Origin of the sequence: Microbispora catharanthi, assembly GCF_006334915.2 — a bacterium.
In the GTDB taxonomy this organism is placed as follows: Bacteria; Actinomycetota; Actinomycetes; order Streptosporangiales; family Streptosporangiaceae; genus Microbispora; species Microbispora catharanthi.
In genome coordinates this window covers 651,229-664,725 of the sequence record NZ_VDMA02000001.1, presented here as the reverse complement: position 1 = coordinate 664,725, position 13,497 = coordinate 651,229, and the positions used below count along the sequence as shown (strand labels likewise).

The window sequence follows — 13,497 nt, the reverse complement described above, 5'->3', positions numbered from 1 at the left end:
GCGTGATGGCGCCTGTCCTTCCCGGTTTCGACTACCTTCGCGTGCCGGTCGCCGACGGCGTGTCGCTGAACGCGGCCGTCGCCGGGTCGGGGAGCCCGATCGTGCTGCTGCACGGTTTCCCCCAGACCCACCTGATGTGGCGGCACGTCGCCGCCGACCTGGCCGCCGACCACACCGTGATCTGTCCCGACCTGCGCGGCTACGGCGCCAGCGACAAGCCGGCCGAGGCCGGTCGCGAGACCTATTCCAAGCGCACGATGGCCGCCGACGTCGTCGCCGTGGCGCGGGCGCTGGGACATGAGCGGTTCGCGCTGGCCGGCCACGACCGCGGCGCGCTGGTCGCCTTCCGCGCCGGGCTCGACCACCCGGCCTCGATCAGCCACCTGGCGTGCCTCGACGTGCTGCCCACGCTGGACATGTGGGACGTGATGCACGGCGCAGGCGCCGCCGTCGGATTCCACCTGTACCTGATGGCCCAGCCGCCCGGCCTGCCCGAGCGGATGATCGGCGCGAGCGCGGACGCCTTCTTCGGCCACTTCCTCGACGTCTGGACCCTCGACCGCGAGGCGATCCCCGCCGGCGTACGCGCCGCCTACCTGGACGCCTGCCGTGCGGCGGTGCCCTCGATCGTGGCGGACTACCGCGCGTCGGCGGGGATCGACGTGGACCACGACCGGGCGGACCGGGAGGCGGGGAACCGCCTGCGGATGCCGGTGACCGTGCTCCAGCAGGACTGGGGGGCCGCCCTCGGGTACGACGCCGAGGCGCTGTGGGGCGGCTGGGCCCCCGACCTGGTGCACACGACGGTCAAATGCGGGCACTTCATGGCCGAGGAGGACCCGGCCGGCGTCGCCGGGGCCCTGCGCGCCCTCCTCGCCCGCTGATCGAGGCACCGGTACGCCCGCGGGATCGGCCCCACGTCGGTCGCGACGGTCACCGTGGTTGGCGATGATGACGGCGAACGGCGGGATCACCAACGCCACCGCGGACATCACCAGGGCGGCCACGGGCGAGGCCGCTCTCATGACGCTCGCGCGGTCGCGGTGATCAGGTGGCCTTACCGCGGGCGATGTAGAGGTTCATGCCGGTGAAGTCGAGAGTGACGTTGTAGGGCTTGTAGAAGCAGTGGAAGAAGGTGGCCGGCACGTCGAACCCCAAGGGGGCGAGCTCGGCCCCTGGGTGGTTCTCGCAGTAGATCTCCTCGGCGGTGGCGTTGCCGAGGCGGATCTCCTTCGGGTAGCAGGGGTAGGTGACGGCTGGGTGGCTGTGGGCGAAAGTCCCGATCGGGCGGTCGTGGTCGGTGCGGATCCCCAACCGCTTGGCAGTGTCCCCGAACACGACCGCGGCCATCTCGCCCCTTCCGCCGAAGTTCACGCCCACCACCCCTGTGCCGGAGCCGGCGACGCCGGCGATGCTGCCCCTGCTGTGCAGATATTGCTCACGGGCCAGCCACAGCGGCAGGGGTTTGGCACCCGCCCGGATGGCGTCGGCGCGTGCCTTCCTGGCCGTTTCGGGGGTCCGGCGGCGCAGGATCAGCGACCGCCCCGCGTAGTCGAAGGTGGTCAGCAAGTGGTAGAAGACCCACGTGCCGATCAGGCCGTCGCTGTCAGTGTCGACATCCTCGCCCGACTCCGTCGACGACCAGCCCACGGGTACGTTGCGCAGTTCGATGCCGCCCAGCTTGAAGGAGTCCAGCACCCCGTAGTACGCCCATATGGTGTCGTTCTCGTACTCGATCTTCTGACTGGCGACCGGGCTCAGCCCGGCCTCCTTGGCCACCGACGCACGCATGCTCAGATTCGGGGCGCCGGTGTAGAACATGAAGCGCTTCGCCGGCCCGCCGTTGACCGAGGCCTCCACCAGCGGAATCGGGTCCATCTGCTGGAACGGCACACGCGCGATGTCGCCGTGGATCTGATACGGCTCCCCGCTGACCGCCGCGAACCACTTGGCGTAGCTGTCCTCGCCGGCTGCTTGCCAGTGCGGTGCGGACAGGGCGAATTCGTCCTGCCGGATGTAGCAGTCGGCCAGGAAGTAGTTGGCGTCCTTGTCGTCGGGTGCCAGCTCGACGGCCATCTTGAGGTATTTCTCGGCGTCGGGGAACTTGTTGGCCAGTAACGCTACATAGCCGCGCCGCCGGGCCGCGTGCAGGTTCGTGGGGTCTGTCTTCAGAATCTCCTCGTACGCGCGGCCGGCCTGCTCGAACTTCCCGGCCTTGAACAGCGCGTCCGCGTCACCGCTGCCGGCCAGCGCCGTGGCCGCCCCGCCGAACAGCGGCGCCGTCGCGGCCGCACCGGCCAGCACCGCGGCGCCCCGCAACACCGAACGCCGGTCCCATTCTCCGTCATTCACCAACGCCTTCTCCTTTTCGCGATCACCTTCGCCGGAACTCTCATCCAACGGACGGTCACAGCAGCTGCGGCCGGCTCATCGCGCCGTGCTTGACGAGAGCGACGCCGGAGTCGCCGGGGCCACAGCCGCCGACCCCACCCACTGTCGGCCAGCGGTGTCCCCGCCTCGTCCGCGCCGTGTCATGGTCGTGTCACGGCCGCGACCGACGGTGGTCGCCGGCGAGAAGCCACGGCATGCGGAAGGCAACACGCGCACATTCGGCACCAACCGTGGTGCGTAATGAAAGAGCAACGCGCTCTTCCACCCCGGCCACGAGACCGGCTGTACGCCGCGCGGTCACGCTGCAGGTGTTCCGCCCATGACCGCGGAGGGCCCGGCACCCTGTGCCGGGCCGACCCGTTCCGACGGGGTCAGCAGGCGACGTCGGCGGGCGGGAGCGTCCCGGTGGTGAGGAAGGCGTCGACCTGGCCGTTGAGGCAGGCGTCGCCGAAGGCGGGGTACGGCGCGTGGGTGTGCGCGTCGACGGTGACCAGGCGCGAGCCCCGGATGCCCGCCGCCACGGCGCGGCTGTTGGCCACCGGCGCCGCCACGTCCCGCAGCGCGGCGGTGACCAGGACCCCGGGCGTCCGATCGGCCGGCAGCCGCACCGGCTCGTCCTTGATCCGGGGCCAGAAGGCGCACGGCGTGATGTTGGCGTTGGCCGGGCCGAACAGCGGATACCGTGCGCTGTAGGAGGCGAGATCACGCTGGTAGTCGCGGAGGTCACGCGGCCAGGGACCGTCCCCGCACCGGTAGGCCATGTTGGTCGCCGTGTGGTTGTCGGCCGGGACGCCGGGCACCCCCGCGGGCGGCAGCGGGCGGACGGGGAACGGCACGTAGGGCTCCCGCCCGGCGGCGATGTCCGCGAACGCCGCAGCGACCAGCCCGAAGGAGCGCTCGTCGTAGATGCCCGCCACGAGGAGCGTCCCGAGTTCGCCCGACGTCCAGGCGTGACCCGCGACGACGACCGGGGCCGTCGCGGCGCGCCGGATCAGCCCCGAGACGGCGTCGGTGACCTCCCGCGCCGTGCCGCCGAGGCCGTACACGGTGTCCCGCTCGGCCGTCCAGGCGGCGAAGGCGACCGTCCCGGCCTCGAACGCCGGGGTGCGGTCCAGTTCGTACGGCCGCCACGCGTTGTCCGGGTTGACCGGGCTGTCCAGCACGAACCTGTCCACCCTGCCGGGGAACAAGACGGCATAGACCGCCCCGAGCATCCCCGCGTACGATCCGCCGAGGTAGGAGATCTTCTCCTCGCCGAGCGCGGCCCGGATGGCGTCCATGTCCCTGGCGGCGTTCGCCGTGGTGGCGTACGGCAGGGCCCACCCGGCCGCGCGCACGCAGTCGCGGGCGTACGCGCGGGCCTCGGCCGCGTCGGCCGGGAGGCTTCCGGGGGTGGCGGTGCGGACCCAGTAGCCGCCGGGCTCCTCCACCTCCTGGCCGCAGCCGATGGGCGTGCTCCGCTCGACGAATCGGATGTCGAAGCCGATCAGGTCGTAGCGCGCCCGCACCTCGGGGGACAGCAGGGGTGCCAGGCTCGACGGCAGCGGCACGCCCGGCCCGCCGGGGCCGCCTCCGGTGGTGAGCAGCACGCCGTGGCGCCGGGTCGGGTCCGTCGCGGGCAGCCGCGAGATGGCGATCGTGATCGTCCGGCCGCGGGGACGGCGGTGGTCGAGCGGCACGGTGACCTCGGCGCAGCGCAGGGCGGGATCGTCGACCCCCGCGCAGTCGCCCCAGCGCAGATCCCGCGTCGGATGCCGGCGCGGATCCCGCTGTGGGTCCTGCGGGGGATTCTGCTGCGGATTCCGGCCCGAGGAGGGGTCCGCCACGCCCGCCGGCGCTTCCGCCGCCGGCGCCGGGAGCGCCGGCGAGAGCAGCACGATCGATGCCGCGACGGCCGCGATCCGCGCCGCGCCTGCCCAGTTCGTCATGCCGCACACACTGATCAACGGGAGCCGCGCGCGCCAACGGTCCGCCCCAGCGTGCCGTCCGGCGGGGGAGTGCGCGCTGCTCCGGGGCGCGGCCCTCGTGCCCGCGCGTGAAACTTTCCCAGCGTTCCCTCGCTTGACAGGGCCCGCGGCCGCTCCGGCACAGTGGCCGGACGGTCTTTCGTGCTCACGGGTGTGTCCGGATCCGGGGGCCGGCTTCGACGTCCTTGGTGAAGCGGTGCCGACGATGCCCGCCGGAGAGGAACGAACCGTGAAATACATGATCATGCTGTACGGCTCACAGCGGGACTACGACGTCCTGGCGGGACGGCCGGGCCACGGACCCGCCTGGTCGGCCGAGGACGCCGCGGCCATGCACGCGTTCATGACGGAGTGGAACGACGACCTGGTGAAGTCGGGGGAGTTCGTCGACGCCCAGGGCCTGACCGCCCCCGTCCACGCTCGCAGGATCCGGCTGCGTGAGGGCGTCCCCGTCGTCACCGAGGGCCCGTACGCCGAGACCGAGGAGGTCCTGGCGGGCTACACGATCGTCGAGTGCGACAGCTTCGACCGGGCGACACAGATCGCCGCGCGCCTGGCGCACACCCCGCATCCCGAGAACGCGGCCCTGGCGCACGAGTGGTACGTGGACGTGCGTCCGATCGCCGAGTCACAGGCCGAGCTGGAGCTGTGACGACGCCTCGCGGCGAGGCCGAGGACCTGCTGCGCGGCCTGGCGCCGCGGGTCCTCGGCGCGGTCGTGCGACGGTACGGCCACTTCGACACCGCGGAGGACGCCGTGCAGGAGGCGCTGCTCGCCGCCGCCGTCCGCTGGCCGGAGGACGGCCTGCCGGACAACCCGCTGGGCTGGCTCGTCACCGTCGCCGCCCGCAGGCTCACCGACCTGCTGCGCGCCGAGCAGGCCCGGCGCGAACGGGAGGACGCCGCCGGCAGGCGGGCGCTTCCCGAGTGGCGGCTCGCGCCCGTGTCGGACACGTCGACCGCCGGGTCCGACGACACGCTGATCCTGCTGTTCATGTGCTGCCATCCCGCGCTGTCGCCCGCCTCGCAGATCGCCCTCACCCTCCGCGCGGTCGGCGGCCTGACCACCGCGCAGATCGCCCGGGCGTTCCTGGTGCCGGAGGCGACCATGACCCGCCGCATCACCCGGGCCAAGCAACGCGTCAGGGACAGCGGCCTCCCGTTCGGCATGCCCGCGCGAGCCGACCACGACGCGCGCCTCAGCGCCGTCCTCCACGTGCTCTACCTGGTCTTCACCGAGGGGTACGCCGGGGAGGCCGGGCTTCGCCGTGAGGATCTGACCGCCGAGGCGATCCGGCTGGCCCGCATCGTCCACCGGCTGCTGCCGGACGACGGCGAGGCGGCCGGGTTGCTCGCGCTCATGCTGCTCACCGACGCACGCCGCGCCGCGCGCACCGCCCCGGACGGCACGCCGATCCCGATGGCCGAGCAGGACCGGACGCTGTGGGACGCCGCCCGCATCGCCGAGGGCGTGGCGCTGGTCGACGCGGCCCTGGCGCGGGGTGCGCCCGGGCCCTATCAGGTCCAGGCGGCGATCGCCGCCCTGCACGACGAGGCGCGGAGCGCGGACACGACCGACTGGCCGCAGATCGCCGCGCTGTACGAGGTGCTGACGGGGATGTCGGACAACCCCGTGACGCTGCTGAACCACGCGGTCGCGGTGGCGATGAGCCGGGGGCCGCGGGCGGGGCTGGACCTGCTCGACGGGCTGGAGGGCGACGAACGGCTCGCCCGCGACCACCGCCTGCCCGCCGTGCGCGCGCACCTGCTGGAGATGGCCGGACAGCGGGCGGCGGCACGCGAGGCCTACCTGGCGGCGGCCCGGCGGGCGGCGAGCCTGCCGCGCCGGCGCTACCTCAACGCCCGCGCCGCCCACCTGGGTGACGACGGCTGACGAGCCGGCCGGAGTCCCGGCGACACCGTCTCACGACCGGATCGCGGTCGACCGGACTCCCGGCCGGACATGGACGCCCGGCTCGACCTCGACCTTCTGCGCCGCCTCGGCGTCGCGAGCATCGCCGGGCGACGCTCCTCCCGCTCTGTGACCCATGCCACACGCAGTTCCTGTCAGCAATCGGGGCGACGTCCCGCTCAACTCACTGAGAGCAAGCGAACCGACAGGAGCGTCACATGAAGCACCACATCGTCGTCCTCGGCGCCGGCTATGCCGGGGCCTACGTGGCCGGGACCCTGGCCCGCCGGCTGTCCCCGGCGAACACCGAGATCACCGTGGTCAACGCCGTGCCTGACTTCGTTCAGCGAATGCGGCTGCATCAGTTGGCGACCGGTCAGGACATCGAGGCTCCGAAGCTCGCCGACGTCTTCTCGGGCACGGGGATACGGCTGCGCGTGGCCCGCGTCGCCGCCGTCGACCCCGAGCGCCAGGTCGTCGCCGTGGCCGACGCCGACGGCGGCGGCGAACTCGGCTACGACACGCTTTTGTACGCGCTCGGCAGCCACGGTGCCGACCACACTGTCCCCGGCGCGGCCGAGTACGCCTTCGACGTCGCCGCCAGGCCATCGGCACTGCGCCTGCGCGAGCGCCTGGACAGCCTGGACAGCCTGGGCAGGCGGGGCGAAGGCGGGCGTGTGGTGGTCGTCGGCGACGGGTTGACCGGCATCGAGACCGCCACCGAGATCGCCGAATCCCGGCCCGGCCTGTCGGTGGCGCTGGTCGCCCGCGGCGAGCTGGGCGGCCGGCTCTCCGCCGGGGCCCGCAGCCACCTGCGCCATGCCTGCGACCGGCTGGGCATCACCGTCCTGGAGCACACCAGCGTCGAAGCCGTCGAAGCGACGCGGGTGCTGTGCGCCGACGGCACCGCCCTGGCATCCGACGCAACCGTGTGGACGGCCGGATTCGCGGTCGACCCCATCGCCGCCGCCGGCGGGCTGGAGGTCACCGAGAACGGCCGGATCGTCGTCGATCGCACCATGCGGTCGGTCTCGCACCCGAACATCTACGCCGTCGGTGACAGCGCCTACGCCATCGGCGACAACGGACGGCCGCTGCCGATGTCCTGCGCTTCGGCCGGCTACACCGGCCGGCAGGCTGTCGAGGCGATCGTGGGAGGCCTGACCGGCCGCAAGATCGCGATCACCAGGCTGGTTTACACGTACAACCACATCAGTCTCGGGCGGCGGGACGGGATCCTGCAGATGGTCGACGACGAAGGGCGAGCAAAGCCGAAGTACATGGGCGGCCGGAAGCCCGCGCGGATCAAGGCGGGCATCCTCAAGATGTCGCTGTGGGCCACCTCGCACCCGACGTTCGGCATGCCCAAGCGCAAGCACCGCCTGGCCGCCGCGCCGGACGCGACCGCCGAGAAGGCCGGTCGTGTCGAGAAGGCCCGCATCAGCGGCGTCTACTACATCCGCAATCAGGAAAGCTGACCCGCGTCGAGTCCGAAACCCCGCTCACCCGGCGATGAACTCCCCTCTCCGAAGGAGAAGGCATGTCCACTCAGGCCTCGCCCGCAGCCAACGCGTCGCCCTCACCCTGGCCGACGGTGGCCGGGGCAGTCGCCTTGCTCACGGTGAGCATCAGCCTGCTGCTCACCGCCTTCGCCTGGCCGTCGGTACGCTCATCGGTGCATGATGTGCCGATCGCCGTCGCCGGGCCCGCCCCCGCCGTCAAGCAGCTCACCGCCGCACTCGACCAACGGCTTCCCGACGGCTTCGAGGTCACCGAGGCCGCCGACACCGCCGCCGCCGAAAAGCTGATCCGCGACCGCATGGTGTACGGGGCGATCGACCTCAGTTCCGGTACCCCACAGGTCATCACCGCATCCGCCGGAAGCGCCGCCGTCGTCCAGGCCCTGAACAGCATCGCGACCGGCCTCAGCCAGGCACAGGGAACCAGTACGGCGGTCGCCGCCCGCGACCTCGTCCCGCTGCCGGCCGGCGACCCGCGCGGTGCCGGACTGGCCGCCGGAGCCCTGCCGCTGGTCATGGGCGGCCTGCTCGCCGCCGTGCTCTTGACCAGGCTCGTCCGCGGCGCCGTCCGCCGCGTCACCGGAGCGTTCGCCTTCGCCGTCACCGGCGGGCTTGCCGTGGCAGCGATCCTGCAGTTCTGGCTCGGCTCACTCAACGGCTCCTACTGGGCCAACAGCGGCGCCATCGCCCTGACCATCGCGGCCACCTCCCTGAGCATCCTCGGGCTCGAGTCACTGCTCGGGTACGCCGGCCTCGGCCTCGGCGCCGCCACCATGATGCTCATAGGCAACCCCCTGTCGGGCACCGCGACCGCGCCCGAGATGCTGCCCGGCTGGTCCGGCACCCTCGGCCAGCTGCTACCGCCCGGGGCCGGTGGCCGGCTGCTGCGCTCCACCGCCTTCTTCGACGGTCACGGCGCCACCCACTCTGTCACGGTCCTGGCGACCTGGCTCACGCTCGGAATGATGCTGTGCCTGGTCGGCGGCCTGCGCACCCGCCCTACCGGCACCGTCGCAGAGGCTGGCGCACAGCCGGCCACGCACGCGACGGCCTGACCCCCACAGCCCCGCCGGCTCAGGACGTGCCATCGATCGGGCCGTGACGAATCTCTGAAACACCTGCTGGAGGGTGGTCCGCGTGGACAGCACCGCCACTGATCGCTTCGGCACCAGCCGGTTCGAGGCCAGCCGGAGCCGGCTGGCCTCACTGGCCTACCGGCTGCTGGGCTCCGCCGCCGACGCCGAGGACGTCGTGCAGGATGCGTTCCTGCACTGGCAGGCCGCGGACCGGCAACGGATCAAGGTGCCGGAAGCATGGCTGGCCAAGGTCGTCACCAACCTGTGCCTCGACCGGCTCCGCTCGGCGCGAGCCCGCCGCGAGCGCACCGCCGGCGCCTGGCTGCCCGAACCGCTCCTCGACGGCGACCCGATGCTCGGCCCGGCCGACTCGTTCGAGCAGCGCGAATCGGTCTCCCTGGCCGTGCTGACGCTCATGGAGCGCCTGTCGCCCCTCGAGCGGGCCGTCTACGTCCTGCGTGAAGCGTTCTCCCACAGCCACGCCGAGATCGCAGAGATCCTCGACATCACCGAGTTCGCGAGCCAGCAGCACCTCCACCGGGCCCGGCGCCGCATCACCGCCGCGCGCCGCGGCGGCGAAGTCGACCCGGCATCCGCCCGCAGGGTCGTCGAGGAATTCCTCGCCGCTGCCTCCTCGGGCCGCACCGAACGGCTGGTGGCGCTGCTCACCGACGACGCGATCGCGATCTCCGACGGCGCCGGCCTGGCCGAGAAGCTGCTGAGGTACGACACTCCGCAGCGCATCGCCGCCGTCGTACGGGCCGGCCTCAGACCCACACCCGCCAAGCGGCGATTCGCCGGCGGGACGCCCGCCATCCACTACGCGCTCGTCAATGGCGCCTCCGCCATCCTCTTCGTGATCGGCGACCAGGTCATCGGCGCCGTGACGTTCGACATCACGGGCGGCAAGATCGCGACCGTGCGCGGCATCGCCGCCCCCACCCGCCTCGTCCGCCTCGCCGAAGCTTGGCGGCGGCACGGGCCGGACACGCCGCTCATCAGCCAGTGGTGACCCGACGCCGACCGCAGCCAGGCGCAGCCGCCCGCGTCATCCGGCGGGAGTGAAGCGGGACAGGTCGTAGACGCCGAGCGCCTTCTCGATGTCGGCGACCTGGTCGACCACGCCTTCGAAGCCGCGCGGCCCGAAACGCCGGTGCTCCTCGTCTTCGAAGAGCTCGGCCAGGCGGAGGAACTCCTTGGCGGGCACGACCTCACGGAAGGCGGGGAACACCACCGTGTCCTCCCGCGCCTCGTGCGGCTCGTACATGCGGACGAACGCCGCCATGTCGGCGACCAGGGTAGGGGCGGCCCTGGCCCCCCTGGCATGCCGGGTGGCGGTGAGGATGCGCTCGGTCAGCTCGCGTCCTCGGCGGTGCTGCAGCAGCAGGACCGAGACGGTGCCGGTGAGCCTGCCGACCTCGCGTAGCCGGGGGAAGACGTACTTCTCCTCCAGGTGCTCGTGGTAGTCCTCGATGAAGCCGCGGATGATGCGGGTGGCGGCGTTCAGCGGCTGCGTGGGCGCCCGCTCGCCGCCCTCGATCCGCCGGATGCCCTCCCGGTAGACGAGCAGGAGACGCTTCAGCACGCCGTGCTCGCGCATGAGGTCCTCGGGCGGAGTCACCTCCGCCTCCTGTTCAGGGGCGCGCGGCGCGGCCGCCGCCGCGGGGGCCGTGACGGTCGCCGCCCCCGCGAGGGCGGCGGCGGACAGGCCAAGCAGGTCGCGGCGGCGCACCGCCGGTGAGTCACGATCGTCCACGCCTTCTCCGTCCTCGCCCGGTCGTCGGGCGCCGCCCGCGTGCTCGTACGCGATCGGAGACTCCCCCGCACGGCCGGACGCCACGCGGCGGCGCGGGTAAACGCTTCGCCTGGCGATCCGTGTGACGCGACCGGCCTGGCCGGCCGAGGTCAGGACCGATTGGCGGGCTCGAACAGTTCGACGAGGTTGCCGGCGGGGTCGGGGAGCAGGATCTGCCGGCCGCCGGGGCCGGTGACCACCTCGCCGTGGAACGACAGGCCCGCGGCGTGCAGCCGGCCGATCTCGGCGTCCAGATCGTCGACGACCAGCTGAATGCGGTTGCGGCCCGCGCCGCCGGCCTCGGCGGGTGTGGCGCGGGCGCCGGAGCTGGCGGGTCCGGACAGCAGCAGCCGCAGCGGCCCGCGTACCACGTCGGCGAAGGCGGGTGCGGCGCTGCTGTTCAGGGTGAAGCCGAGATGGCTGGTGTAGAAGCCGACGGCCGTCCGGACGTCGTCGACGATGTAGCGGACGCAGGCGTAGTGGTCGGTCACCGTCATGAGTGAGCCTCCGGAGTCTGAGCCAGGACGGGCAGTAGGTAACGGACGCGCGTGTCGATGTCCGCCGCCGCTCGGGCGAGCGCGGCATGGACGTCCTGCTCCGACCGGCCCGCCGCAGCCGGATCGGGGGTGCTCCAGTGGATCCGCCGCGCGTGGTCGCCGAACTCGGGGCAGGCTTCGCGGACCTTGTCGCACAGGGTGATGACGTAATCGAACCGGCGCCCGCGCAGCGTGTCGAGATGGCGGGGCCGCCGGTCGGCGATGTCGATGCCGTACTGCTCACGCAGCACGCGTACGGCGTGCGGGTGCACCCGTGCCGCGGGCCGGCTGCCGGCGCTGGTCACGGTCACGCGACCGGCGGTGTGATGGCGCAGCAGAGCTTCGGCGATCGGTGAGCGGGCGCTGTTTCCCGTGCAGGCGAACAGCACCGAGAGACGGGGCCGGCCCGGCGGAGGCGCCGGCGGCTCGGGGACGCCGCGCAGTGCGGGATGCAGGGCGGCGCCGGCGCTTGCCAGGGCCTGGGCGCAGCGGTCCAGGTTGAGCCGGTAGTAGCTGTCGCGGCCGTCGCGGCTGCTGCGTGTGACGGTGACCAGGTCGCCGTCGCGCAGCAGCCGCAGGTGGTAGGAGACCAGATTCTGCGGCGCCCCGACCAGCGTCATCAGCTCGCGGACCCGCAGGTCGCCCGCCGCGAGCTCGGACAACAGCCGCCAGCGCAGCGTGTGGGCGGCCAGGCGAACGAACGCCGGAAGGGCTTGCTCGGACGACGCCATGACCCGGACAATACATCAAACCCATTTGATGCAACACTGCCGAGGAGGCAGGCTCCGGGGCCGCGGCCTCGTCGTGTGTCCGGAACGGGCGGCGTGAGGTGGAGGGAGTGATCGTGGGGGAGAACGTCGCGGTGGGGACGATTCGTGATCTGTTGCGGGGGCTTGCGGTCTTCGACACCGAACTGCCGGGGTTCGACGTCGACGCCGTGCCGTCCGAACCCGCAGGCCGGGAAGTACGGTGATCGATGTCACTGGAGGTGGACATGGGCACACCGGCCCGCGCTGGGCAGGGACCGCTGGAGCGCCGGCTGGGCCTGTCCGACGCCGTGGTCATCGGGCTGGGTTCGATGATCGGCGCGGGGATCTTCGCCGCCCTGTCGCCGGCGGCGCGGGCGGCCGGGTCCGGACTGCTGCTCGGGCTGGCGGCGGCCGCGGTGGTCGCCTACTGCAACGCGACCTCCTCGGCCCGGCTGGCCGCGCGCTACCCCGCCTCCGGCGGCACCTACGTGTACGGGCGGGAGCGGCTGGGGGACTTCTGGGGCTACCTGGCGGGGTGGGCGTTCGTGGTCGGCAAGATCGCCTCGTGTGCGGCGATGGCGCTGACCGTCGGCTCCTACGTGTGGCCGGAGCAGGCCCACGCGGTGGCGGCGGCGGCCGTGGTGGCGCTGACCGCGGTCAACTACGCGGGGATCCACAAGAGTGCCTGGCTCACCCGGTTCATCGTCGGGGTGGTCCTCGCGGTCCTGGCCGCCGTGGTGGTCGCGGGCCTGACCTCCGGCGCCGCGGACACGGGCCGGCTGGACGTCGGAGCCGACGCCACCGCCGGCGGGGTGTTGCAGGCGGCGGGTCTGCTGTTCTTCGCCTTCGCCGGTTACGCCCGCATCGCCACCCTCGGCGAGGAGGTGCGCGACCCGACGCGGACCATCCCCCGCGCGATTCCGCTCGCGCTCGGGCTCACCCTGGTCGTCTACGCGGCGGTCGCGGTGTCCGCGCTCGCCGTGCTGGGCGGCGCGGCCCTGGGCGACGCTGCCGCACCCCTGGCCGCCGTCGTGCGGGAGGCAGGGCATCCCGGCCTGGCCCCGGTCGTACGGGCGGGCGCCGCGCTCGCCGCGACCGGCTCGCTGCTCGCACTGATCCTCGGGGTGTCCCGCACCACGCTCGCCATGGCACGCGACCGGCACCTGCCGCACGCGCTCGCCGCCGTCCACCCGCGCTTCGCGGTGCCCCACCGCGCCGAGCTGGCCGTCGGCGCGGTCGTGGCGATCCTGGCCGCGACGGCGGACCTGCGCGGCGCGATCGGGTTCTCCTCCTTCGGCGTGCTGGTCTACTACGCCGTCGCCAACGCCGGCGCCTGGACCCTCGGCCGCGATGAGGGACGGCCGCCGCGTGCCGTGCCCGCCGTCGGCCTGGCCGGGTGCCTGATCCTGGCCTTCGCCCTGCCGCTGTCCTCGGTGGTCTCCGGTGCCGCCGTGCTGGCGGCCGGCGCCGCCGTCTACGCCCTGCGCCGGGCCGTCACCTGACGAGCGGCACTTGAGACTCGCAGGCGCTTATCATGAGCGGATGCGACCCG

At 72.9% G+C, this 13,497-nt stretch carries 14 protein-coding genes; 8 read left to right on the top strand and 6 right to left on the bottom strand.

The window, feature by feature from the left end; genetic code table 11:
- Positions 1 to 5 precede the first annotated feature (5 nt).
- Positions 6 to 884: an alpha/beta fold hydrolase gene (locus tag FH610_RS03135; RefSeq protein ID WP_139572668.1), complete on the top strand. Its 879-nt coding sequence runs from the start codon at positions 6 to 8 to the stop codon at positions 882 to 884.
- A 163-nt stretch (positions 885 to 1,047) separates the two neighbouring features.
- On the opposite strand, the gene FH610_RS03130 is transcribed toward FH610_RS03135, so the two are convergent.
- Both FH610_RS03130 and FH610_RS03125 read right to left on the bottom strand, forming a co-directional pair.
- Positions 1,048 to 2,352 (bottom strand): tetratricopeptide repeat protein, encoded by a 1,305-nt coding sequence (locus FH610_RS03130; protein WP_161627897.1) that lies wholly within the window; start codon positions 2,350 to 2,352, stop codon positions 1,048 to 1,050.
- Positions 2,353 to 2,762: 410 nt separating this feature from the next.
- Positions 2,763 to 4,319 carry an alpha/beta fold hydrolase gene (locus FH610_RS03125; RefSeq protein WP_161627896.1) on the bottom strand — a complete coding sequence of 519 codons (1,557 nt, stop codon included), beginning with the start codon at positions 4,317 to 4,319 and terminating at the stop codon, positions 2,763 to 2,765.
- A 277-nt stretch (positions 4,320 to 4,596) separates the two neighbouring features.
- On the opposite strand from FH610_RS03125, the gene FH610_RS03120 reads away from it, so the two are divergent.
- Together FH610_RS03120 and FH610_RS03115 are read left to right on the top strand one after the other, a co-directional pair.
- Positions 4,597 to 5,010, top strand: coding sequence for a YciI family protein (locus FH610_RS03120; RefSeq protein ID WP_240808724.1), 414 nt, complete (start codon positions 4,597 to 4,599; stop codon positions 5,008 to 5,010).
- Positions 5,007 to 6,251, top strand: a complete 1,245-nt coding sequence (locus tag FH610_RS03115) for an RNA polymerase sigma factor (RefSeq protein WP_139572659.1) — start codon at positions 5,007 to 5,009, stop codon at positions 6,249 to 6,251. Before FH610_RS03120 ends, FH610_RS03115 begins: the two co-directional genes overlap by 4 nt.
- 30 nt (positions 6,252 to 6,281) lie before the next feature.
- On the opposite strand, the gene FH610_RS45075 is transcribed toward FH610_RS03115, so the two are convergent.
- Entirely contained in the window at positions 6,282 to 6,407 is a 126-nt protein-coding gene (locus FH610_RS45075; protein ID WP_276607619.1) for a hypothetical protein, read from the bottom strand.
- Positions 6,408 to 6,487: 80 nt separating this feature from the next.
- On the opposite strand from FH610_RS45075, the gene FH610_RS03110 reads away from it, so the two are divergent.
- The 3 genes from FH610_RS03110 (at position 6,488) to FH610_RS03100 (ending at position 9,877) form a co-directional block, all read left to right on the top strand.
- The gene (locus FH610_RS03110; protein ID WP_139572656.1) at positions 6,488 to 7,747 is read left to right on the top strand and encodes an NAD(P)/FAD-dependent oxidoreductase; all 1,260 of its coding nucleotides are present in this window, start codon (positions 6,488 to 6,490) and stop codon (positions 7,745 to 7,747) included.
- A 62-nt stretch (positions 7,748 to 7,809) separates the two neighbouring features.
- Positions 7,810 to 8,844 (top strand): hypothetical protein, encoded by a 1,035-nt coding sequence (locus tag FH610_RS03105; RefSeq protein ID WP_139572654.1) that lies wholly within the window; start codon positions 7,810 to 7,812, stop codon positions 8,842 to 8,844.
- Positions 8,845 to 8,926: 82 nt separating this feature from the next.
- On the top strand, positions 8,927 to 9,877 hold the full coding sequence (locus tag FH610_RS03100; RefSeq protein ID WP_240808713.1) for a sigma-70 family RNA polymerase sigma factor: 951 nt from the start codon (positions 8,927 to 8,929) through the stop codon (positions 9,875 to 9,877).
- A 36-nt stretch (positions 9,878 to 9,913) separates the two neighbouring features.
- On the opposite strand, the gene FH610_RS03095 is transcribed toward FH610_RS03100, so the two are convergent.
- From FH610_RS03095 to FH610_RS03085, 3 genes are all read right to left on the bottom strand, one after another.
- The gene (locus tag FH610_RS03095) at positions 9,914 to 10,621 is read right to left on the bottom strand and encodes a hemerythrin domain-containing protein (protein WP_139572650.1); all 708 of its coding nucleotides are present in this window, start codon (positions 10,619 to 10,621) and stop codon (positions 9,914 to 9,916) included.
- Between the two features lie 149 nt (positions 10,622 to 10,770).
- Positions 10,771 to 11,157, bottom strand: coding sequence for a VOC family protein (locus FH610_RS03090; RefSeq protein ID WP_167538663.1), 387 nt, complete (start codon positions 11,155 to 11,157; stop codon positions 10,771 to 10,773).
- The gene (locus tag FH610_RS03085; protein ID WP_139572647.1) at positions 11,154 to 11,927 is read right to left on the bottom strand and encodes an arsenate reductase/protein-tyrosine-phosphatase family protein; all 774 of its coding nucleotides are present in this window, start codon (positions 11,925 to 11,927) and stop codon (positions 11,154 to 11,156) included. The genes FH610_RS03090 and FH610_RS03085 overlap by 4 nt, the downstream gene beginning before the upstream one ends.
- A gap of 113 nt (positions 11,928 to 12,040) precedes the next feature.
- On the opposite strand from FH610_RS03085, the gene FH610_RS45070 reads away from it, so the two are divergent.
- Both FH610_RS45070 and FH610_RS03080 read left to right on the top strand, forming a co-directional pair.
- Entirely contained in the window at positions 12,041 to 12,169 is a 129-nt protein-coding gene (locus FH610_RS45070; protein WP_276607618.1) for a hypothetical protein, read from the top strand.
- A 21-nt stretch (positions 12,170 to 12,190) separates the two neighbouring features.
- Positions 12,191 to 13,447 (top strand): APC family permease, encoded by a 1,257-nt coding sequence (locus FH610_RS03080; protein WP_139572788.1) that lies wholly within the window; start codon positions 12,191 to 12,193, stop codon positions 13,445 to 13,447.
- The last annotated feature ends 50 nt before the right edge of the window (positions 13,448 to 13,497 follow it).

Coding starts and splice junctions, on each gene's coding strand:
- FH610_RS03110 (WP_139572656.1), top strand. CDS start 6,488: ATGAAGCACCACATCGTCGTCCTCGGCGCCGGCTATGCCGGGGCCTAC.
- FH610_RS03090 (WP_167538663.1), bottom strand. CDS start 11,157: ATGACGGTGACCGACCACTACGCCTGCGTCCGCTACATCGTCGACGAC.
- FH610_RS03120 (WP_240808724.1), top strand. CDS start 4,597: ATGATCATGCTGTACGGCTCACAGCGGGACTACGACGTCCTGGCGGGA.
- FH610_RS03105 (WP_139572654.1), top strand. CDS start 7,810: ATGTCCACTCAGGCCTCGCCCGCAGCCAACGCGTCGCCCTCACCCTGG.
- FH610_RS03080 (WP_139572788.1), top strand. CDS start 12,191: ATGGGCACACCGGCCCGCGCTGGGCAGGGACCGCTGGAGCGCCGGCTG.
- FH610_RS03125 (WP_161627896.1), bottom strand. CDS start 4,319: ATGACGAACTGGGCAGGCGCGGCGCGGATCGCGGCCGTCGCGGCATCG.
- FH610_RS03135 (WP_139572668.1), top strand. CDS start 6: ATGGCGCCTGTCCTTCCCGGTTTCGACTACCTTCGCGTGCCGGTCGCC.
- FH610_RS03085 (WP_139572647.1), bottom strand. CDS start 11,927: ATGGCGTCGTCCGAGCAAGCCCTTCCGGCGTTCGTTCGCCTGGCCGCC.
- FH610_RS45075 (WP_276607619.1), bottom strand. CDS start 6,407: ATGGGTCACAGAGCGGGAGGAGCGTCGCCCGGCGATGCTCGCGACGCC.